Source organism: Bacillus pretiosus (assembly GCF_051294775.1).
In the GTDB taxonomy this organism is placed as follows: Bacteria; Bacillota; Bacilli; order Bacillales; family Bacillaceae_G; genus Bacillus_A; species Bacillus_A wiedmannii.
On sequence record NZ_JBPPHF010000003.1, the window covers coordinates 113,921 to 135,101 of the forward strand.

18 protein-coding genes are annotated in these 21,181 nt (G+C 36.3%); 11 read left to right on the top strand and 7 right to left on the bottom strand.

Going from position 1 to position 21,181, the window contains the following annotated elements; translation table 11 throughout:
* Nucleotides 1-44: 44 nt before the first annotated feature.
* The 3 genes from ACSG5Z_RS17145 to ACSG5Z_RS17155 are packed head-to-tail and all read left to right on the top strand — an operon-like array spanning nt 45 to nt 2,290.
* On the top strand, nt 45-842 hold the full coding sequence (locus tag ACSG5Z_RS17145; protein ID WP_000732834.1) for an amino acid ABC transporter substrate-binding protein: 798 nt from the start codon (nt 45-47) through the stop codon (nt 840-842).
* Nucleotides 829-1,527 (top strand): amino acid ABC transporter permease, encoded by a 699-nt coding sequence (locus ACSG5Z_RS17150; protein ID WP_033657688.1) that lies wholly within the window; start codon nt 829-831, stop codon nt 1,525-1,527. The genes ACSG5Z_RS17145 and ACSG5Z_RS17150 overlap by 14 nt, the downstream gene beginning before the upstream one ends.
* 28 nt (nt 1,528-1,555) lie before the next feature.
* Nucleotides 1,556-2,290: an amino acid ABC transporter ATP-binding protein gene (locus ACSG5Z_RS17155; RefSeq protein ID WP_000623593.1), complete on the top strand. Its 735-nt coding sequence runs from the start codon at nt 1,556-1,558 to the stop codon at nt 2,288-2,290.
* Nucleotides 2,291-2,341: 51 nt separating this feature from the next.
* Here the strand turns inward: ACSG5Z_RS17155 and sasP are convergent, their stop codons facing one another.
* Nucleotides 2,342-2,545 (bottom strand): small acid-soluble spore protein, SasP family, encoded by a 204-nt coding sequence (gene sasP, locus ACSG5Z_RS17160; protein WP_000013339.1) that lies wholly within the window; start codon nt 2,543-2,545, stop codon nt 2,342-2,344.
* Between the two features lie 439 nt (nt 2,546-2,984).
* Here sasP and ACSG5Z_RS17165 point away from each other — a divergent pair, with 439 nt between their 5' ends.
* Nucleotides 2,985-3,230 (top strand): hypothetical protein, encoded by a 246-nt coding sequence (locus tag ACSG5Z_RS17165; protein ID WP_046956678.1) that lies wholly within the window; start codon nt 2,985-2,987, stop codon nt 3,228-3,230.
* Nucleotides 3,231-3,246: 16 nt separating this feature from the next.
* Here the strand turns inward: ACSG5Z_RS17165 and ACSG5Z_RS17170 are convergent, their stop codons facing one another.
* Both ACSG5Z_RS17170 and ACSG5Z_RS17175 read right to left on the bottom strand, forming a co-directional pair.
* Nucleotides 3,247-4,707 carry a YheC/YheD family endospore coat-associated protein gene (locus tag ACSG5Z_RS17170; protein WP_098150418.1) on the bottom strand — a complete coding sequence of 487 codons (1,461 nt, stop codon included), beginning with the start codon at nt 4,705-4,707 and terminating at the stop codon, nt 3,247-3,249.
* 20 nt (nt 4,708-4,727) lie between these two features.
* Nucleotides 4,728-5,780, bottom strand: a complete 1,053-nt coding sequence (locus ACSG5Z_RS17175; RefSeq protein ID WP_087985759.1) for a YheC/YheD family endospore coat-associated protein — start codon at nt 5,778-5,780, stop codon at nt 4,728-4,730.
* A 134-nt stretch (nt 5,781-5,914) separates the two neighbouring features.
* Between ACSG5Z_RS17175 and ACSG5Z_RS17180 the strand changes: the two genes are divergently transcribed.
* Nucleotides 5,915-7,051 (top strand): DUF445 domain-containing protein, encoded by a 1,137-nt coding sequence (locus tag ACSG5Z_RS17180; protein ID WP_137012803.1) that lies wholly within the window; start codon nt 5,915-5,917, stop codon nt 7,049-7,051.
* Between the two features lie 142 nt (nt 7,052-7,193).
* Nucleotides 7,194-7,550, top strand: coding sequence for a YlbF/YmcA family competence regulator (locus tag ACSG5Z_RS17185; RefSeq protein WP_087985757.1), 357 nt, complete (start codon nt 7,194-7,196; stop codon nt 7,548-7,550).
* Nucleotides 7,551-7,592: 42 nt separating this feature from the next.
* Here ACSG5Z_RS17185 and ACSG5Z_RS17190 read toward each other — a convergent pair whose 3' ends face one another.
* Complete coding sequence (locus tag ACSG5Z_RS17190) at nt 7,593-8,189, bottom strand: NDxxF motif lipoprotein (RefSeq protein ID WP_435711809.1); 597 nt, start codon at nt 8,187-8,189, stop codon at nt 7,593-7,595.
* Between the two features lie 24 nt (nt 8,190-8,213).
* A complete protein-coding gene (locus ACSG5Z_RS17195; RefSeq protein WP_088062111.1) occupies nt 8,214-8,771 on the bottom strand; it encodes a DUF1700 domain-containing protein in 558 nt (185 codons plus the stop codon).
* A 399-nt stretch (nt 8,772-9,170) separates the two neighbouring features.
* Between ACSG5Z_RS17195 and alsS the strand changes: the two genes are divergently transcribed.
* Both alsS and alsD read left to right on the top strand, forming a co-directional pair.
* On the top strand, nt 9,171-10,859 hold the full coding sequence (gene alsS, locus ACSG5Z_RS17200; protein ID WP_087985754.1) for an acetolactate synthase AlsS: 1,689 nt from the start codon (nt 9,171-9,173) through the stop codon (nt 10,857-10,859).
* 16 nt (nt 10,860-10,875) lie between these two features.
* Nucleotides 10,876-11,634, top strand: a complete 759-nt coding sequence (gene alsD / locus ACSG5Z_RS17205; protein ID WP_435711810.1) for an alpha-acetolactate decarboxylase — start codon at nt 10,876-10,878, stop codon at nt 11,632-11,634.
* A gap of 62 nt (nt 11,635-11,696) precedes the next feature.
* On the opposite strand, the gene ACSG5Z_RS17210 is transcribed toward alsD, so the two are convergent.
* Nucleotides 11,697-12,314: a DNA-3-methyladenine glycosylase gene (locus tag ACSG5Z_RS17210; protein WP_088608462.1), complete on the bottom strand. Its 618-nt coding sequence runs from the start codon at nt 12,312-12,314 to the stop codon at nt 11,697-11,699.
* 134 nt (nt 12,315-12,448) lie between these two features.
* Between ACSG5Z_RS17210 and ACSG5Z_RS17215 the strand changes: the two genes are divergently transcribed.
* Complete coding sequence (locus tag ACSG5Z_RS17215) at nt 12,449-13,321, top strand: Cof-type HAD-IIB family hydrolase (RefSeq protein WP_087979580.1); 873 nt, start codon at nt 12,449-12,451, stop codon at nt 13,319-13,321.
* A gap of 393 nt (nt 13,322-13,714) precedes the next feature.
* Nucleotides 13,715-17,614 carry an MSCRAMM family protein gene (locus ACSG5Z_RS17220; RefSeq protein ID WP_435711811.1) on the top strand — a complete coding sequence of 1,300 codons (3,900 nt, stop codon included), beginning with the start codon at nt 13,715-13,717 and terminating at the stop codon, nt 17,612-17,614.
* A gap of 56 nt (nt 17,615-17,670) precedes the next feature.
* Here ACSG5Z_RS17220 and ACSG5Z_RS17225 read toward each other — a convergent pair whose 3' ends face one another.
* Nucleotides 17,671-19,410 (bottom strand): S-layer homology domain-containing protein, encoded by a 1,740-nt coding sequence (locus ACSG5Z_RS17225; RefSeq protein ID WP_098082470.1) that lies wholly within the window; start codon nt 19,408-19,410, stop codon nt 17,671-17,673.
* A gap of 259 nt (nt 19,411-19,669) precedes the next feature.
* Between ACSG5Z_RS17225 and ACSG5Z_RS17230 the strand changes: the two genes are divergently transcribed.
* Entirely contained in the window at nt 19,670-21,160 is a 1,491-nt protein-coding gene (locus tag ACSG5Z_RS17230; RefSeq protein ID WP_002007015.1) for a coproporphyrinogen III oxidase, read from the top strand.
* The last annotated feature ends 21 nt before the right edge of the window (nt 21,161-21,181 follow it).

Sequence of the window (21,181 nt, forward strand, 5' to 3'; positions counted from 1 at the left end):
TATAGTTTTTAAATTCCTATCAGAATACTTGGAGGATTACCATTATGAAAAAATTATTTTCAGTACTTGCAGTAACTACATTAGCAATCGGGATTGTAGCGGGCTGCGGTAAAGAAGAGAAAAAAGATACAGCTAATCAAGATGCGTTACAAAAGATAAAACAAAGTGGTGAACTTGTAATTGGAACAGAAGGTACATATCCACCGTTCACATTCCACGATTCAAGTAATAAATTAACTGGATTTGACGTTGAATTAGCAGAAGAAGTTGCAAAACGTTTAGGAGTAAAACCTGTATTTAAAGAAACACAATGGGATAGCTTACTTGCTGGTCTAGATGCAAAACGTTTCGACATGGTTGCGAATGAAGTTGGTATTCGTGAAGATCGTCAAAAGAAATATGACTTCTCTAGCCCATATGTTTCATCTTCAGCGGTATTAGTTATTGCGAAGGATAAAGATAAACCTGCTACATTTGCTGATGTAAAAGGATTAAAAGCAGCACAATCTTTAACAAGTAACTATGCAGATATTGCTAAGAAAAATGGTGCAGAAATCACGAATGTAGAAGGCTTTAGCCAAGCTGCAGAATTATTAAACACTGGACGCGTTGATTTCACAATTAATGATAAATTATCAGTGTTAAATTATTTAGAAACGAAAAAAGATGCAAAAATTAAAATTGTAGATACAGAAAAAGAAGCGTCACAGAGTGGATTCTTATTCCGTAAAGGTAGCGACAAGCTAGTACAAGAAGTAAATAAAGCGTTAGAAGATATGAAAAAAGATGGTACGTACGATAAAATAGCGAAAAAATGGTTCGGTGAAAATGTATCTAAGTAGTGCGTTGGTTTCAGATCGATTGTCTACTTGGATAGATATTATGCAGTCTTCCTTCATGCCTATGCTGAAGGAAGCTGTATTTACGACAATTCCATTAACGCTTATTACATTTATTATCGGGATTATACTTGCGACGTTAACAGCGCTTGCACGTATTTCAGGTAGTCGTATTTTACAATGGATTGCTCGTATCTATGTATCTATCATTCGCGGAACGCCACTTCTTGTACAGTTATTTATTATTTTCTATGGTCTTCCAACTCTTAATATTGAAGTTGAGCCATATACAGCAGCAGTTATTGGATTTTCGTTAAATGTTGGTGCGTATGCATCTGAAATTATTCGTGCTTCTATCCTTTCAATCCCGAAAGGACAGTGGGAAGCAGCTTACACAATTGGGATGACATACCCGCAAGCATTAAAACGTGTTATTTTACCGCAGGCAACGCGAGTATCTATTCCGCCGCTTTCGAATACATTTATTAGTTTAGTGAAGGATACTTCATTAGCATCGTTAATTTTAGTAACAGAAATGTTCCGAAAAGCGCAGGAAATTGCGGCAATGAACTATGAGTTTTTAATTGTTTATTTCGAAGCAGGTCTAATTTATTGGGCAATTTGCTTCTTATTATCTATTGTGCAACAAATATTAGAAAAACGTTCAGAACGTTACACTCTAAAATAACCCTTTCATAAAAGGAGTTTTTGTTTTTATGATTTCAATTCAACATTTACAAAAAAGTTTCGGAGATAATACCGTACTAAAGCATATAGATTTATCAGTTGAGAAGGGGGAAGTTGTTGTTATTATCGGGCCATCGGGATCTGGTAAAACGACATTCTTACGTTGTCTCAACGTGTTAGAAACGCCGAACGCTGGTAATATTCGCATCGGTAATAAAGAGCTCGACTTCTCTCAAAAAGTATCGAAGAAAGATATTGTCAATCTTCGTACGCAAACAGGTATGGTATTCCAGCACCATAATCTATTCCCTCATTTAACAGCACTTCAAAATGTAATGGAAGGGCTCGTTACAGTGAAAAAGATGGGGAAAGAAGAAGCGAAGAAAAAAGCAAACTATTTCCTTGAAAAAGTTGGTCTTGCGGATAAAGTAGACTTATATCCGTTCCAATTATCAGGCGGACAACAACAGCGCGTTGGAATTGCTCGCGCGCTTGCGATGGAGCCGGAAGTGTTACTATTTGATGAGCCAACGTCAGCACTTGATCCTGAACTTGTTCAAGAAGTTCTGAAAGTAATGAAAGAACTTGCTAAAGAAGGCATGACGATGGTCATTGTAACGCACGAAATGCGTTTTGCGCATCAAATTGCGAACCGCGTTATTTTCATGGATGGCGGTGTCGTTGTCGAACAAGGTACACCAGAAGATGTATTTACAAATCCAAAAGAAGAACGCACGAAGAAGTTTTTACAAATGTTGCAGTAAATGAAGGAAGGTCTCAAGGCATATGCCTTGAGACCTTTTTGCCATATATATTTATTTTTGGAATCCGCCAAGGCTTTGCTCAGCCATTGCAACTAGACGTTTTGTAATTTCTCCACCAACAGAACCGTTAGCACGAGCCGTAGAATCTGCTCCTAATTGTACACCAAATTCTTGAGCGATTTCGTACTTCATTTGGTCGATTGCAGCTGTTGCTCCTGGTACTACTAATTGATTTGAAGAATTTTGGTTTGCCATAGGAATATATCCTCCTTAGAGTTATAAAAATTTTTTTTGGTTGGACTAGCTGGATTTGAACCAGATTATCGCCCCGTTTGGCGCTAATCCATCGGTAATTAAGTTTGTACTCATAGTATGGATGTTACCTAGAAAGATATACGAAATAATAATTTGTAAATTTTGTAAAAAAATATTAGTGATTTCGTAAATTATGAAATAAGAGTAATCGTTGTATTTTTTAGAAAGAAGGCTAAACTAAGAGCGATATGAAATATGTTTTTCTTTTTGTATCCCGCTATTGTGGGGCAAATCATTAACTTCTTATTTATGACTTACTAAAATTAAATCGGTAGCAACTTTATAGTTCTATTTTAAGTAGGGGGGACAGGACGCTCCTATGCACGGCTAGATGCTCTCTTCAATCTGCTTGTAAATGATAACGTATGGAGGAATCGTGATGGGAATTTGCCCGCTTTGCAACGCATTAGAATCACAAACATATTCTTGTCAAAATTGCCAAGGTATACTCCAAGATTATGGAAAAACTGTAGATTACATAGACGATTATAGTGCGTATATGGACCAAGAATTATTAAGTGCAGTAGATGGATTAACACATAATAATTCAAATGAATACTGCAATCATATTTTTTATTGCGGAGTATGTAACGTGGAAACAGAGGTTGTAGTGAAACTTGTGTAAATAGAAAACTTCCACCTTATGAATGAGGTGGAAGTTTTTGTTTTTGTATTTGTGAGTGAATCATAGGGGATGGGATACGTTCGGTGTTTGTTGGAGTTCCGGATTTTATTTGAGACATTTTTTCTTTTGCATCGCGTAAAGAATGTTCAGTTAAGTAGATGGCATATTCGTAAAATAATTGGCGCGTCAGTTCACTTTGTTCTTTTAACTTTTCATCTTGGAATACAGTTCGCCCAGGTTTAGAGTTTGCTTCAAAGAGCCACGGGTTTTCCCCTGTGTCTAAACCGATATCAAAACCGATTTCTCCAATATTTCCGGTTACTTGCTCATCGAGCGCGTAACTGATTTGTAAGGCTGTATGTTTTAATTTATTTTCAATTTGAACTTGTTTCGTTGAATCTGGAAAAAGTTCTTGCAGTAATTTTGTATCGCCACCGCTATTTACATGCGTTGTTAAGCTACCTTTGCCAGCAATTTTTGCAACGATTGCACTGACCATCCATTGGCCGAAATGATTTTTATTTGTATGAATGCGAAAATCAACAGGTTGCCCATCGAAGCGAAGTAAGGAAATACCTTGTTGTACGATAAACTTTTTTAAATCATGTCCTTTTAACACATGGTTCAGAAGCGTTTCTAATGACTGGTACTTTCTTAGTTTATTTTCTTCATTTTCGCGATAACGACAGTAGTAGCAATTCTCTGTTTGAGAGTAAAATATTTGATGAATGTTTCTCCCGAAGCTACCGTGTATCGGTTTCATGTAAACAGATTTATACGTGCCAAGAAAGCGTTCTACTTGTTCGAAATGTTGAAAAGCTTCCGTGTTTGGTAATAAGGGAGTAATGGATTCATCTTTCATAAGAAGTTGATGCACTTCCCATTTATTGAAAAAACCTGGGTTAAACCACGGAATGGAATAGTCATGCTCTAATTTTCTTTTTGCTCTTACGATTGGTTTATAATTTTCGGCTTTCCGATTTGGTAATCGATCATAAATGACATTCGGTAAAGGGATTTTTTTCTTAATCCACTGTTCCTCTTGAAAGAAATACCCTTCAATTGTTTCGTCTGCCCAGTTTATATGTTGCACACCAAAAACAAATACAAATGGTCGCAAGGTGAATGGTGGCGTTAGTAACTCGCTGAGAGAAGTTGAACGGTTTCCTAAAGGATTAGAAGAGTCATCGTTAAAACCAGTTGTGAAAATCCCGATTAATGGTCCGAAAATAATGGTTTCATTTTGCGTGAATGCATGGATAGTAGTGGAATGAGGAAGTAAAAGTTTCTCTGCAATTTGTTTTCCGATAATGATTTCGCGAGTAAAGGAATAATGAATTTTCACCTCTTCACTTGCAACATGGCGTACGCCGAAGGAAAGAGATGCAATTGGTGGTGTAATGGAAAAAATGTAAGGTAAAGTAATACTATTTGGATGCTCATCTGAAATGTTTAATGTATATATGTGCTCTTTCAAAATGGTGTTACCTCCTTTCATTATGGTGTGAAGCGACTAAACTTTAGTGGTCCGTGATATATTTTTTCGGCTAGTGCATCACTATGACGAATGTAATGTTCGTACGGGGGAATCGTGTTGACATACATAAGCCAAATTGCCCCTTTTTGATCCATAATAGTGGAAAGCTCTAGCTCGAATAACGAAGAATAAGATTCATCTAATGTTTGAAACACTTCATTGATAATGTCATGTAAAGCGTCTTGTAATAATTGTACACCGGTACTAGATAGTACGTATTTAATTTTTGAAAATGAATGCAGCGAGGAATCATCCGTTGCCGAAAGTAAAAGTTGATTCGGAAATGAGCTTTTTTGTATAAATTGGCCGATAGCAGTCCACTTCTGTTCTTTATTTTTTTGCAAAATGGTTCGAATATGGAGCGGGTATGTTAATTGATTTGGTGGTTGCAGCATTGTATGAATGATGTAACGTGCTGATCGTATGTTAGATTTGTACCAAGATATAAATTCATCTGTCCGTTTGATTGGAGTAGAAGTATGATAGTCATCATTTATCGTATCGATATGAAACGTTTTGTTTTTATAAGTGATCCGGTACAGACTTTCATTGGAATGTGTGTTAGTAGGCCGTATAATAATATCTTTTGTTTTTAATAACAGTTTGAAAATGTTTTGTATCGTTGCTATTTCAAATTTTGGTATATAAGGAGATAATTTTTTATTCGTGAGAAATAAATCATGAAGTTCGCTTAAGTCAATGAGTGTGTTATTTAAAAAGGTAGTGGTAGGACGGTTGTGTAATGAGTGAATAATTGATTTTGCTTTGTCGAAGTCTGTTTCCTCGTTAAAAGAAGAACGATCGTAAATATAAGAAGGAATAGGGAATATTTGCTCTTTCCATTTTCCTGTATCTGTATCATAAATAAGACCAGAGACAAGGTCTGTTTTAGGATCAATACCAAATGGCGTAAACTGGGCAACGACATTATGATAAAGCCGAGCGCGTTTAGCGATTTCGGTGTAATACGTTTGCTCATAATGAGGGTGAGAAGTTAAAATACCGAGAACCAACGAAATCACTCCTTTACTAACAAAATGTTGGCACAATAGGCGAAGCTATATATTGCAAATACGTTTTTATACCATTATACTTTTGTCCGTATGATGATATGCTATAGTTTTGGAGAAGCGAAAGGTTGATTGTAATGAATATATGGTTAAGTATGTTAACGACGACAGGGCTCGGAGCGATTATTGGAGGATTTACAAATCATTTAGCGATAAAAATGTTATTTCGTCCTCATCGCCCTATTTATATTGGAAAATTTCAAGTTCCATTTACACCAGGGTTAATTCCGAAGCGCCGCGATGAACTTGCTGTTCAATTAGGGAAAATGGTTGTCGAACATTTGTTAACGCCAGAAGGAATCGGAAAGAAATTAACAAATGAAGAGTTTCAAAAAGGTTTAATTCAATGGACACAAGTAGAAGTGGATAAAGTAATTACGAATGAACAGTCGTTACGACAAATGTTAGAAAAATGGAATTTAGTACATGTAGAAAAAGAGGCGACCGGGAAAATCGAACATGTGATTACAGAAAAAATAGAGGCATTTTTAGCAGAGTACTATACATATACATGGGAACAAGCTTTACCTCATTCTGTTCACGAGAAAATAGAGAATGCGATTCCAAATGTTTCGGTATTTATTTTAGGGCGAGCAACTCAGTTTTTTGAGAGTGAAGAAGGGAAAGCACGTCTTTCAAAAATGATTGATGATTTCTTTGCTTCTAGGGGAACGCTACTTAACTTAGTCGGAATGTTTTTAGGGAATGTAAGTGTAGTGGATCGTGTGCAACCAGAAGTCATTAAGTTTTTAGGGCAAGAAGGTACGAAACAGCTTTTAACTGATGTACTGCAAAAAGAGTGGGAAAAGTTAAAAGGAAGAGATGTAAAAGAAGTAGAAACGTTTGTAGAAAAAGAAATGATTGTAAGCTCCATATTGTCTGCAGTTAAAGTTGAGGAAACAGTGAGTAAATTTTTAAATCAATCTGTGCAGCAAGTATGTGAACCGGTTCGAGAAACAATTATAGAAAAGGTAGTCCCAAGCGCAGTAACGAAAGGCTTGAAGTGGGGAGCAGAAAACGTAGAAAGTATACTAAATAATCTCCACTTGGCGGAAATTGTCCAGCAAGAAGTCTCTACATTTTCAACGGAGAGACTAGAAGATTTAGTGCTGTCCATTACAAAAAATGAACTAAAAATGATTACGTATTTAGGTGCCTTATTAGGCGGTATGATTGGAATTGTGCAAGGATTATTACTGTTGTTCCTTAAATAATAAGGTAAGTACATAGAAATAAAAGTGAAATTTCTTCACATCTCTTGCATAGTTTGATATGGTAAGAAGAGGTGCGTATGTAAATGCACTGAAAAGGCAGTGCGCATGACAAGTGCTAGCCTTCTAAAGGAGGAAAAATAAAATGACAAAAAACATTCATGATGTTGCATATGAATTACAAAAAGCAATCGCTGAAAACGAAGATTTCCAAACATTAAAAGCAAGCTACGCAGCAGTACAAGGTGATGCAAATTCAAAGAACTTATTCGATGAGTTCCGCACAATGCAACTTGGCCTACAACAAAAAATGATGCAAGGTCAAGAAATCACTGAAGAAGATAACCAAAAAGCACAAGAAGTTGTAGCTCGCATTCAACAAGATGCTAAAATCACAAAGTTAATGGAAACTGAACAACGTTTAAACCTTGTTATCACTGACGTTAACAAAATTATCATGAAGCCACTTGAAGAATTATATAACGCGCAACAACAAGCGTAATGAAGGAAGACGCCCCTCGGATAGGGGCGTCTTTTTTGTTTGTTATTTGTGGAAATACTCAGTCTCAATATTCTTCTCCTTCAAAAACTTTTCAATTTCTTTTTGCTTCCTACCATTAACCTTCTCAAAGCGTTTTGTAAAAGAAAAATCAGTTTTGAATAAGTTACCATCTTGAGCGAGTTTGTCTAATTCTTGCTCTAGTTCCACTGAAAGTGCTGTAGACGCTGAAACGAATTCATACATTTCTTTCGAAGGTTTTTTGTAATCATCGGGGATCGTATTGTTACTAATAAAATGATGGAAGTTCGCATCGTTTTGTTGCGCTAAATCTACTAGTTGTTTTAATTTCTCCCGATCGGATTCCGTGACTTCCTCGTCAGACATGGCTGACGAAAGTGGGACGATGTTTTCGTATAACTCTCCGCTATAATCTAAATACGTTTTTATATTTTGTTTCATTTCATCTTCATTAATCGTTTCATTCTTTTTTGAGGAAGTGAATATAGTTTCTGGAATTTTTATCGTTACATCTTTAATAGATTGCACAGCGTTTTCTTCCTTATGTTGTGCACTGTTTGAACAAGCTGATAGCAATAAAATTGTAAGTAACATGAGTAGATATAAAGTATACTTCTTCATTTTAATCTCCTTTTATATTCATTATTATCTTTGTAAAATAGCTATATTCCATTTCAAATACTTTACTAAAGTTGCGTATAGATGTTTTATCATTTGATAACATATGACGGATATGAGTAAACCGCTGCAAAAAGCGATGAACACATTGTAAACATCGGAATAACTGATTTGATGAAACCCTTTAAAAAATCCTAACCCTATTAATAAAATAGGTGAGATGATTAATAGTGGAGTAGCAATGATAAGTGCTAGAATAATCGGTAATAAAAAGAGTAGTACGAAAAAGGCGATAATGATAAAGGTAAAGTTTAAAACACTTAAGCTCATAACAGAAAATAGTGCGGTTATCATATTTTTGAAGCTTCGTTTCTTGTCAGCGTTATGTATTGCATAGGAAACAGTAAGCTCTTTCGCGATCGTTTTAGGGTTTCCTAGTTTTCTAGCAATTTCTTCTTCACATTTCCCATCCTGTTTACCACTGATAAAATGAGTTTCATACTCTGAAATAATATCTTTCTTTTCTGCATTAGGCATATTCCGCAGGGAAGAATTAAGTTGTTCCAAAAATTCATTTTTGTTCATAACAATCACTTTCCTTTATAGAATGATGGATTAAAGTTGAGAATGCTATATTTTGAAAGGGGGATACGAATTACAAAATGTGTTCCAATTAATGGGTATTCCAATATTTACAAATATATCATTTACTAGTGTTCTTTGCAAGGTACTGTTATGTTTTTAATACTGTGACAAGATGGAAGTTTTTTGTACATTTTTAGAGAAGTTTTAAAAATATTATTTTAGGATAAATAAAGGGTTGTAAGCGCATTCCTTTGCGGTTGTCAAAATAATGTTAAATTCATATTGTTGGAAAAATAATGCATTTGTAATATAATGATAAATAATACTTCACCACGTTAATTAACTAGGTGAAATTAAAAATCTTTATTACACACATTATGAAATAAAGGGATGATTAGTTTGAGTACAGGTGTAAAAGCAAACGACGTGAAGACAAAAACAAAAGGAGCAGATCTTGTTGTTGATTGTTTAATTAAACAAGGTGTTACACATGTTTTCGGTATTCCAGGAGCGAAGATTGACTCTGTATTTGATGTACTGCAAGAAAGAGGACCAGAGTTAATTGTTTGTCGTCATGAACAAAACGCAGCATTTATGGCAGCTGCTATTGGTAGATTAACAGGGAAACCGGGCGTATGTCTTGTAACTTCAGGACCAGGGACATCGAATTTAGCGACAGGTCTTGTTACTGCGAATGCGGAGAGTGATCCCGTTGTTGCTTTAGCTGGTGCAGTTCCACGTACGGATCGATTAAAACGTACGCATCAATCTATGGATAATGCTGCACTATTCGAACCAATCACAAAATATAGCGTAGAAGTAGAGCATCCTGATAATGTGCCAGAAGCACTATCAAATGCATTCCGAAGTGCGACTTCCACTAATCCAGGAGCTACTTTAGTAAGTCTGCCACAAGACGTTATGACAGCTGAAACGACTGTAGAGTCTATCGGTGCGCTTTCTAAGCCACAGCTTGGAATCGCTCCCACACATGAAATTACATATGTAGTAGAAAAAATAAAATCGGCGAAATTACCAGTTATTTTACTCGGTATGAGAGCGAGCACAAATGAAGTGACGAAAGCCGTTCGTGAATTAATTGCGGATACAGAACTTCCTGTCGTTGAAACATATCAAGCAGCTGGTGCAATTTCGCGTGAGTTAGAAGATCATTTCTTTGGCCGCGTTGGATTATTCCGTAACCAACCAGGTGATATTTTACTAGAAGAAGCAGACCTTGTTATTTCGATCGGTTATGACCCAATTGAGTATGATCCGAAATTCTGGAATAAACTTGGAGACAGAACGATTATCCATCTTGATGACCATCAAGCAGATATCGACCATGATTACCAACCAGAGCGCGAATTAATTGGCGATATCGCTTTAACTGTAAATAGCATTGCAGAAAAATTACCGAAACTTGTATTAAGTTCGAAATCAGAAGCAGTGTTAGAACGATTACGTGCGAAATTATCAGAACAAGCAGAAGTTCCAAACCGTGCTTCAGAAGGTGTTACGCATCCGCTTCAAGTGATTCGTACACTTCGTTCTTTAATTAGTGACGATACAACCGTTACATGTGACATCGGTTCACATTCTATTTGGATGGCAAGATGTTTCCGTTCTTATGAACCACGTAGATTATTATTTAGTAACGGTATGCAAACGTTAGGTGTTGCACTTCCTTGGGCAATTGCTGCTACTTTAGTTGAACCGGGCAAGAAAGTTGTTTCCGTGTCAGGTGATGGTGGTTTCTTATTCTCTTCGATGGAATTAGAAACAGCGGTACGCTTAAACGCACCGATCGTACATCTTGTATGGAGAGATGGTACATATGATATGGTTGCGTTCCAACAAATGATGAAATACGGTAGAACATCAGCTACAGAGTTTGGCGATGTCGATCTTGTGAAATATGCAGAAAGTTTCGGTGCAAAGGGTCTTCGTGTTAACACGCCTGATGAATTAGAAGGTGTATTAAAAGAAGCATTAGCAGCAGACGGTCCTGTCATTATTGATGTTCCAATTGACTACCGTGACAACATTAAATTAAGCGAAAAATTATTACCAAACCAATTAAACTAATGGAGGCATGATTGAGATGACTGTTGCACAACTCATTGATATTGATGCAAAAAGAACGAAAATGAGTAATGAAGTATATCAAACATCTACAATGCTTGCGCTATTAGATGGTATATATGATGGTGTAATTAGCTTTGAGGAATTGAAAGAACGTGGTGATTTCGGCATCGGTACATTTGATCAATTAGATGGTGAAATGATTGCATTCGATAACGAATTTTATCATTTACGTTCAGACGGTTCAGCAGAAAAAGTAGAACCGGAAGAAACGACACCGTTTGCGACTGTAACGTTTTTTGAAAAAGAAATGAGTTATACGGTAGAGCGTCCGATGAATCGTGAAGAAGTTGAGGCAGTATTACATGAATTAATGCCAAGTAAAAACTTATTTTACGCTATTAGAATGGACGGTACGTTCCGTGAAGTAAGAACGAGAACTGTTCCAAGACAAGAAAAACCGTATACACCGCTCGTTGAAGTGACGAAATCACAACCAATCTTTTCATTTAAACATACAGAAGGCACGCTTGCTGGATTTTGGACACCAGATTACGCGCAAGGTATTGGTGTAGCTGGTTTCCACTTACATTACATTGACGATGCAAGAAGCGGAGGCGGACATGTTTTTGATTATGTTGTTGAAAACTGTACGATCCAAATTTGCCAAAAAGCTCATATGCATTTAGCACTTCCAGAAACAGCTGATTTTATGGCGGCTGAATTATCAAGAGAAAACTTAGAGGATAATATTGCGACTGCGGAAGGCTCGGAGTAAAAAGGAGAGACTGTTCCATTATGGAACAGTCTTCTTTTATTAATATTCCTTATTGATATCGTTTATTTCTTTGAAACAAACGGATGTCCCTCATAATAAAAACGCCACGGATAATGTACAGCTTCTTCTGCATAGTCGATGTTAATACGAGGTCCTGCTGTTATTTTATATTGTGATGATAGGTGTTCTTCTTCTGGGACGAGTTCAATATGTAATGTATCACTTTGTAAGGATACACCTCGTTCTTCTAAAGTAATTCCGAGGGCACGGCATAGTTTGCCAGGGCCGTTCGTTAAATTTTTATACTGCGCTTTTGTAATGTCGCTTTTGTTGTAGCGTGCTAGTTTTATTTCTTCGATTCCATCTACTGGCTCAAGGGCTCGAATGAGAACACCTTGCGGGGTGCCAACTGGCGCTGTAATGACGTTAAAACAATGATACATACCATAAATCAAATATACGTAAGCATGTCCCGGTGCACCAAACATGACTTCTGTACGGTCCGTTCGTCTACCTCCGTAACTATGTGCTGCTTTATCATCGGGACCTTTGTATGCTTCTACTTCTACAATGATCCCGCTTCGTTTTACTCCGTCTACAATATGTACAAGTTTCTGTCCGAGTAATTTTTTTGCGACTTCTAACGTATCGCCTTCATAAAAGGAAGGTGGTGCCTGCATTGTACTATCTCCTTTGCTAAGTGTATATGTATATAGTAAACCAAATTTTCAGTAGTAATTCTAACTCGTTCTATTTGCTACATTTATTTCATAAATTATGGATAGAGTACAACAGCGAAGAGGGGGAGTGCGACATGATTTATCGCTTACTAGCTCTTAATATAGATGGGACACTACTATACAACAACGGAAAAATTGCAAAAGGATTACGAGAAACAATTGAATTTGTGAAAAGAAAAGATGTATACGTTACATTATTTACGAGCCGTAATTTTCAGTCCGCTCATAAAGTTGCAAAGGCGTTGAAATTAGATTCTATCCTAGTGACACACGGTGGTGCTTTCGTTTCAGCAACGTTAGATAAGCCGTACGTTCAAAGAAGATTATCGGAAGAGAAGACGTTTAACATTGTGCAAGTGTTAGAGCACTTCGATTGTAACGTCCGTATTTCTCATGAACGGTTTTCAATCGGAAATCGTGAGAGAAATACACCAAACTTAATTGCACGTACTGTATTATCAAGCGCAGATCCGCTATTTTATCCGGTTCAGTTTGTAGACTCGTTAGGTGATGCGCTTCGTGATCATCCAGTAGCGGCGCCCAAAATTGATGTGATTTTCCAAAGTAAAGGTGAAAAAGAACGAGGGCTCAATACATTAAGAAAAGCATTCCAAGATATAGAGTATGTTGAGTGTGATTCAAAACGAATAGAAATTTTGCCGCAAAATGTATCAAAATTACGCGGATTACAATTGCTTGGAGAGCATTTAAATATTTCGCTAAACGAAATGGTTGCGATTGGAGATAGTTTAGAAGATCTAGAAGTAATTGAAAATGTAGGGCTTGGTGTAGCGATGGGGAACTCGCCTGTAGAGTTAAAACAAGCAGCAGACTGGATTACACGTTCAAATAGTGAGAACGGTGTAGAGTATATGATTAAAGAACATTTCCGTAAGCAATTCCCGCTTCCGTTTTTGAAGAATCATAAAAATACACCGAAACGATGAAAGAAAAACGTAGCTTTTTGGCTACGTTTTTCTTTCATTTTATTTTAGGAATGAAAGCGTTTCATGAAGGTGAATTGTGTCTGGAATCTATACAATTTACTTGAATCCTTTAGAAAACTGTTGTAAAGTGGGTGATGTTGCCAAAATAGTTACACCACATGAAATATTCTTCAGATTAATTTTGTTGAGCTCCATATGCAAAAAATACTTCCGCATGATAGTTTAGTTCACGTATTATCTCAAAAATGAATTGTAGTAATTTTATTAAGCAGTTGTAGAGTCTCTTGTTTTTATTTAAATGGATGATTTTAAGTTATTGTGAGTAAGGCTTGGTACATATGAAAGATGCTTTTTTGTTTGGTTTTAGGAAGTTTAAAAGGGGGAATGAATTTTTTGAGGAAATCATTTAATCAAAAAATAAAAAAATTAAGTAGTAGTTTTATAGTTGTGTTACTAGTATGTATGAATTTTTTAATCCATTTACCGTATAAAGCAGAGGCAGCTACAACAGAATTAAAAGGTTTAGGTGATGTATCTTATTACAATGCAATCATTTTTGGAGATCATAGTGCAACGAGTGCGGATATTGAGGGTGCGATGGCTGTTCAAAAAAATATGAATGCATCAAGTTATACAGTCTTAGCGGCTGCAACTGGAGCGAATAATTTAGCTGGGGCGACATGGGTAGATGAAGGATATCCGTCATTATTACTAGGCGGTCAATTTACGAAAGCGGGAACAGGACAAGTAATTATCCAAGATGGAACAGTGGCGATGACAAAAGATGGTGACCCAGATGGCGCAATGAAAACATCATATGACCGTATCTCTTATAAAGAGCAAGCGGAGATTGATGCGAAATTTAAAGAATTTAGAAAAGACGTTGATGGTGTAATTGGGGATGCAAGTAAACTACACACTGATAAGCCAAAACCTAATATGAGCTTTGGAATCGGTGAAGATGTAAACAACCCTAATATTTATGTCTCTTCAGGCCAGACGGGAAAGAAAGCATTTGATGTAAAAGACGTTTTTCTTCCGAATGTAGAGAATAAAGACTTTATTGTTATTTATTCAGATGCAGAAGAAGTGAGTTTTGGTGGCGGTGCAATTTTGTATGATACAAGAAATACTGGGATGGCGACGGATTTAATTAATACATCTCAAGCATACGACCCTAATTCATCTTTTACTGAGTTAGCTAGTAAGGTAATTTGGGTATTTCCTAATGCTACAAAGATAACAACTAAAGGATATGGTGTAGTAGGAAGTGTATTTGCGCCTAATGCAGTTGTAGAAACAAAAGGCGGTTCTATTAATGGACAAGCCTATGTTGGAGGATTACACCAAAGAGATGGCTTTGAGGTCCATAACTTTAAATTTAACTGGCCAAAGTGGAATAAGCCAGCAGCTGAAAAAGGACATTTACAAATTAAAAAAGTTGATGAAAACGATGAAAACATTGTTTTAAAAGACGCAAAATTTGATGTTATAGACAAAGATAATAATGTTGTGGCTACTGTTACAACAAACGAAAAGGGTATTGCGGAAGTTAAAGATTTACCATTTGGTGATTATTTTGTAAAAGAAATTAGTGCACCAGAAGGATATATAAAAATTGATACACCAGTAAAAGTAACAATTGATAATACAAACGTAATTGAACTTGTTATGAAGAATACGAAAAAAGTAGAGAATGGCCAATTTAAATTATTGAAAAAAGATAGTGAATCTGGTCAACTTTTACCAGGTGCAAAATTTGATGTTATCGATAAAGATGGTAAAGTTGTGGAAACAATTGTTACAGATGATAAAGGTGAAGCCTTATCGAAACAACTTCCAGTTGGAAGCTATACATTAAAAGAAGTAGAAGCACCGAAAGGATATGAATTATCATCTAGTTCAGTTTCTGTTGATGTAGAGGCTAATAAAGTAGTAACTGTAGATGTGGTGAATAAAAAGATCCCAGAAAAAGTAACAGGTCAATTTGAAATTGTGAAAGTAGATGCGGAAGATAAAACGAAAGTATTATCAGATGCAGAATTTGAAGTGTATAAAGATGGTAAAAAAGTAGATACGTTACGAACAGATAAAACAGGTAAAGTAATTTCTCAGAAATTAGAGCCAGGAACATACACATTAAAAGAAACGAAAGCGCCACAAGGATATATATTATTAAAAGAAGAAATTGAAGTCGTTGTGGAAGCAAACAAAGTAGTACAAGTACAAGTAGAAAACGCAAAAGAACTAGGAAGCTTACAAGTAATCAAAAAGGATGCAGAGAGTGGAAAAGTTCTAGAAGGCGCAGAATTTAGACTGAAGAACGAAACTGGTCAAGTAGTTGGAGAAGCGAAAACAACGAATAAAGACGGTGTAATACAATTCGAAAACTTAGTACCAGGGAAATATACGTTAGAAGAAATGAAAGCGCCGGAAGGTTATAAAGCAGTAGAAGTAACAGTAGAAGTAAACGTAGTAGCAAATGAAGTAGTAAAACAAGAAGTTATGAATGAAAAAGTAACAGGTCAATTTGAAATTGTAAAAGTAGATGCGAATGATAAAGCGAAAGTATTATCAGGTGCAGAATTTACAGTATATAAAGATGGTAAAAAGGTAGCGGAACTGAAAACAGATGAGAGTGGAAAAGTGATGTCACCCAAATTACCATTAGGTGAATATACAGTGAAAGAAATGAAAGCACCAGAAGGTTATAAGCTTTCAAATAAAGAATGGAAAGTAACAATACAAAACGAGAAAGAAGTAGTAAAAGTAGAGGCGGAAAACGAAAGAATCTTAGGTTCTCTACAAATTATTAAGACGGATGATAAAGATAAAGCGAAACGTTTAGCAGGCGCAGAATTTACATTGAAAGATGTGAAAGGAAATGTTGTAAAAGAAGGAATTACAACAGATAAATCTGGAATCGTTAAAGTAGACGGACTAGTGCCTGGTGAATATACGTTAGAAGAAACAAAAGCACCAGAAGGTTATGAGTTAACAAAACAAGTAATTCATGTAACAGTTGATGGTGAAAAAGTTATTGATGTAAAAGTAACGAACAGTAAGAGCCTTGGCCAATTTGAAATCGTAAAAGTGGATGCAGAAGATAAAGCGAAAGTATTATCAGATGCAGAATTTGAAGTGTACAAAGATGGTAAAAAAGTAGAGACGTTACGAACAGATAAAACTGGTAAAGTAACCTCTAAGAAATTAGAACCAGGGACATACACATTAAAAGAAACGAAAGCACCACAAGGATATAAGTTGTTAAAAGAAGAAATTGAAGTCGTTGTGGAAGCAAACAAAGTAGTACAAGTACAAGTAGAAAACGCAAAAGAACTAGGAAGCTTACAAGTAATCAAAAAGGATGCAGAGAGTGGAAAAGTTCTAGAAGGTGCAGAATTTAAGCTGAAGAATGAAACTGGTCAAGTAGTTGGAGAAGCGAAAACAACGAATAAAGCCGGCGTTGTGAAATTCGAAAACTTAGTGCCAGGAAAGTATACGTTAGAAGAAACGAAAGCGCCGGAAGGCTACAAAGCGTTAGAGGTTACAGTAGAAGTAAATGTTGTAGCTAATAAAGTAGCGAAACAAGAAGTATTGAATGAAAAAGAGACAGAAAAAGGTCCAGAAAAGCCAGGGGAAGAAACAGAGAAACCAGGTGAAGAAACAGAAAAGCCAGGTGAAGAAACAGAAAAGCCAGGTGAAGAAACAGAAAAGCCAGGTGAAGAGACAGAGAAACCAGGTGAAGAGACAGAAAAGCCAGGTGAAGAAACAGAAAAGCCAGGTGAAGAAACAGAAAAGCCAGGTGAAACAGAGAAACCAGGTGAAGAAACAGAAAAGCCAGGTGAAGAAACAGAGAAACCAGGTGAAGAGACAGAGAAACCAGGTGAAGAAACAGAAAAGCCAGGTGAAGAAACAGAAAAGCCGGGCGAAGAGACAGAAAAACCAGGTGAAGAAACAGAAAAGCCAGGTGAAGAAACAGAAAAGCCAGGTGAAGAGACAGAAAAACCAGGTGAAGAGACAGAGAAACCGGGTGAGGAAACAGAAAAGCCAGGTGAAGAAACAGAGAAACCAGGTGAGGGAACAGAAAAGCCAGGTGAAGAGACAGAGAAACCGGGTGAAGGAATGGTAAACGTAGATAAAGAACAACCTACCTCACCAGAAAAAGGACAAGGTGCGTCTCATGCACAACGCCTTCCAGCCACAGGACATGATATGAATTATCTTCCATTCGTTGGTTTTGCTCTTGTTTTATTAGGGATACGTCTTAGATTTATGATTAAAAATAGCTAATAGTTTTATAAAAGGCATAAGAGAAATGTTATCTCTTATGCCTTTTAGTTTTTTGTTTAAGCTTCAATAACCTTAAGCATTCGATTTAAAAATGCGGCTGATTCAGCACGTGTTGCTGTGCCTTTTGGTACGAATTCATTGCGCTCGTTCCCTTTTACGATGCCGTATGCGTAAACATTTTGTAATGCTTTCTTATCGTATGCTAAATTTTGGTCAGTGAATGGTAATTTCACTTCTTTTCTATAAATCCAGTTATATTCTAATGCACGGTCAATCATGATAACAGCTTCATCACGTGTTATTGTAGCGGTCGGATCAAATTTATTATTCCCACGACCATTAATGATACCTGCGCTAGCTGCACGATTAATTCCGTCTACTAAAGATGGATGTGCTTCGTTTAAGTCTGTAAATTTAGCGTTTCCAGCCGGTAATTTTAAAGCTCGCGACATTAAATTTGCAAACTCTGCTCGTGTTACGAGGCGGTTTGGCCAGTAAGAACCATTTCCATCACCGAACATGATTTTCCTAGCTGCTAATTGACGAATGTCTTGTTCATACCAACCACCTGTAATGTCGTCTTTTTCATGAGGGACTTCTGGCGGTGGCATAACCTCTTTACGATGTTCATTATAGTAAGCGTTCGTGCCTTTTAAGAAAGCATCCCATTGTCCGCGTTGAATCATAAATGCAGGGCAGTTTTTTCCGCTCCAAAATTGATGCTTTTGCACGTGATCTAGAGATATGTTTAATTCGTTCATTAAATAAGCAGCTAATTTTCGGGCATTTTCTACTGCTTTCGTATAATTTCCATCACTATTCACAGCAATTTCAATTCCGATAGATTCATAGTTTCCTGTCTTATTTCCAGCATGCCAACCAACTTCATTTAATGGAAGATGTTGATAAATTTCTTTGTCATCCACTGTAAAATGCCAAGATGCTGAACGATCAGTATTTCCGCGTGCTTGGCTATCTAAGTACTTCGCATGATTTAACGCGTTAGCACCTTTACTTGTATTAGCAGTTTCATGAATTGTAATGTATTTCGGTTCCATTGCGTAGCCAGGACGAATGTTTTCATTCCCTTTTGGAACGATCATTTCTTTAAATGTAACACCATAAACGTTATTTGTAGGCAAATTAGATGGTGTTTTGAAGAAAGTTGCGCTTCTCTTTTCGATAGAACCTGTTTTTTCAAATAATGATGCTTTTGTACCTTCAAATGTAGCTGAAGGAGCATAAATCCATTTCTCAGTTCCGTTCAGTTGAATTTTAAACCAATTTCCAGCTTGTTCAGTAGGAGCTACTGTTTGTGGCTGTAATGTCGTTTCTTCTTTAAACGATTGGAAAGGGAATGAATATATTGATGTTTCGTCTTTCACAATTAGTTTTTGATTTGAAAGTTTATGAATCTCTTGTACTTCTAAACTATTATTTTCCTTATTAACCCAACCAGAACCGGATGTAGTTTGTACGTAATATGTATTACCTTTTTTCTTTGTTGCCTTTACTACTGGTTCAGCAATTTCAATATTTGTTTTGGTTTTTAAGTCGTTTGCATCGTATAGTGGAAGTTTTGTTGATAAGTGGAGAAGATATTCACCCGAGATTTCAAGGTCGTTTTCTTCGTCATGTCTATGCTGTTTTGCATGTTCTTCAATGCTTTTTAACGCTTGTTCATCAATAGACAATTCCGCAGTTTTCTCTATATTTTCTGCGAATGAATGAGTAGGTGCTACAAATGTTTGTAATGCCAAAGTTAGTGCCAAAATGTTGTAAAACCTTTTTTTCATAGTTGTTTTTTAACACGTTATAGTATATATGTCGTGTTAACAGTCCTCCTTTGGATATATTTAAATTAGTAGCAAGTACTAATACGTTCTAGATTGTAACAAGAGTATATTACAATGTCTATACAACTAAGAAAAGTTCGTGAAAAACCAATATTCAGTTTGTTTTAAATAGGATATATAAATAAGGTAAAACCTTCTGTATTGACCTACAAACGCCCTTCAAGTAAACTAAAGAGAGTTTGCAAATGAAAAGGTGATAATGTTGTTAATTTCAATTAAAACGTTACAAGATGATCGTTTTTTACGTCCGCTGCAAAATATTGGCGGCTTATTTTTTGAAGATAGTACGATTGGATTTGAACAAGAGGAAGCAAATCTTATCGTTGATATACACATTGAAGAGAATGTGAAAGCATCTGCTCGTTTAACAGATGTTGCTACTGGAAATGTGTATGAAGAAACATTCGCAAAAGATTTATCTGCTTTCACAGATGAAAAAGAGCGTATGAAGCAAGTGAAGCACGTTGTTTCTTATGTATATCTTTCTGTTCTTCAGCAGTTAACTGGTCTTGAACAAAGCTGGGGCATTTTAACAGGAGTTCGTCCGACAAAACTTCTTCATAAAATGCTTCAAAGTGGTATGTCAAAAGAAGAAGCACACCAAGAACTTCGTGAAAGCTATTTAATTCATGAAGAGAAAATTGAACTTCTTCAGCGTATTGTGGATTGCCAATTAGCGGTAGTTCCGGATTTATACCGTTTGAAAGAGGAAGTAAGTATTTATATCGGTATTCCATTCTGCCCAACAAAATGTGCATATTGTACATTCCCGGCGTATGCAATTAACGGACGCCAAGGCTCTGTTGATTCATTCTTAGGTGGTTTACATTATGAAGTTCGTGAAATTGGTAAGTTTTTAAAAGAAAAAGGTGTAACAGTTACGACGATTTATTACGGCGGCGGTACACCGACAAGTATTACAGCAGAAGAGATGGATATGCTGTATGAAGAAATGTATGAAGCGTTCCCAGATGTGAAAAATGTGCGTGAAGTAACAGTTGAGGCAGGTCGCCCAGATACAATTACGCCAGCAAAACTAGAAGTGTTAAATAAATGGAACATTGACCGTATTAGTATTAATCCGCAGTCATACCATCAAGAGACATTAAAAGCAATTGGACGTCATCATACTGTAGAAGAAACAATTGAGAAGTATCACTTAGCTCGTGAAATGGGAATGAACAATATTAATATGGACTTAATTATTGGTCTTCCTGGTGAAGGGCTAGATATTTTCAAGCATACGTTAGATGAAACAGAAAAGTTAATGCCAGAATCGTTAACAGTTCATACGTTATCATTCAAACGTGCTTCTGAAATGACGCAAAACAAACGTAAATATAAAGTAGCTGGTCGCGAAGAAATTACAGCGATGATGCACGAAGCAGAAGAGTGGACGCAAAAGCATAATTACGTACCATATTACCTATATCGTCAAAAGAATATTTTAGGTAACTTAGAGAACGTTGGTTATGCAATGCCGACGCAAGAAAGTATTTATAACATTGTTATTATGGAAGAAGTTCAATCGATTATCGGACTTGGCTGTGGTGCATCAAGTAAATTTGTTCATCCGAAGACAGGCGCAATTACGCACTTCGCAAATCCGAAAGATCCAAAATCATATAACGATGGCTTCGTAAAATATACAGAAGACAAACTGAAAATTTTAGAAGAGCTATTTGTATAAGAAGAAAGAGGTTGTTCCATT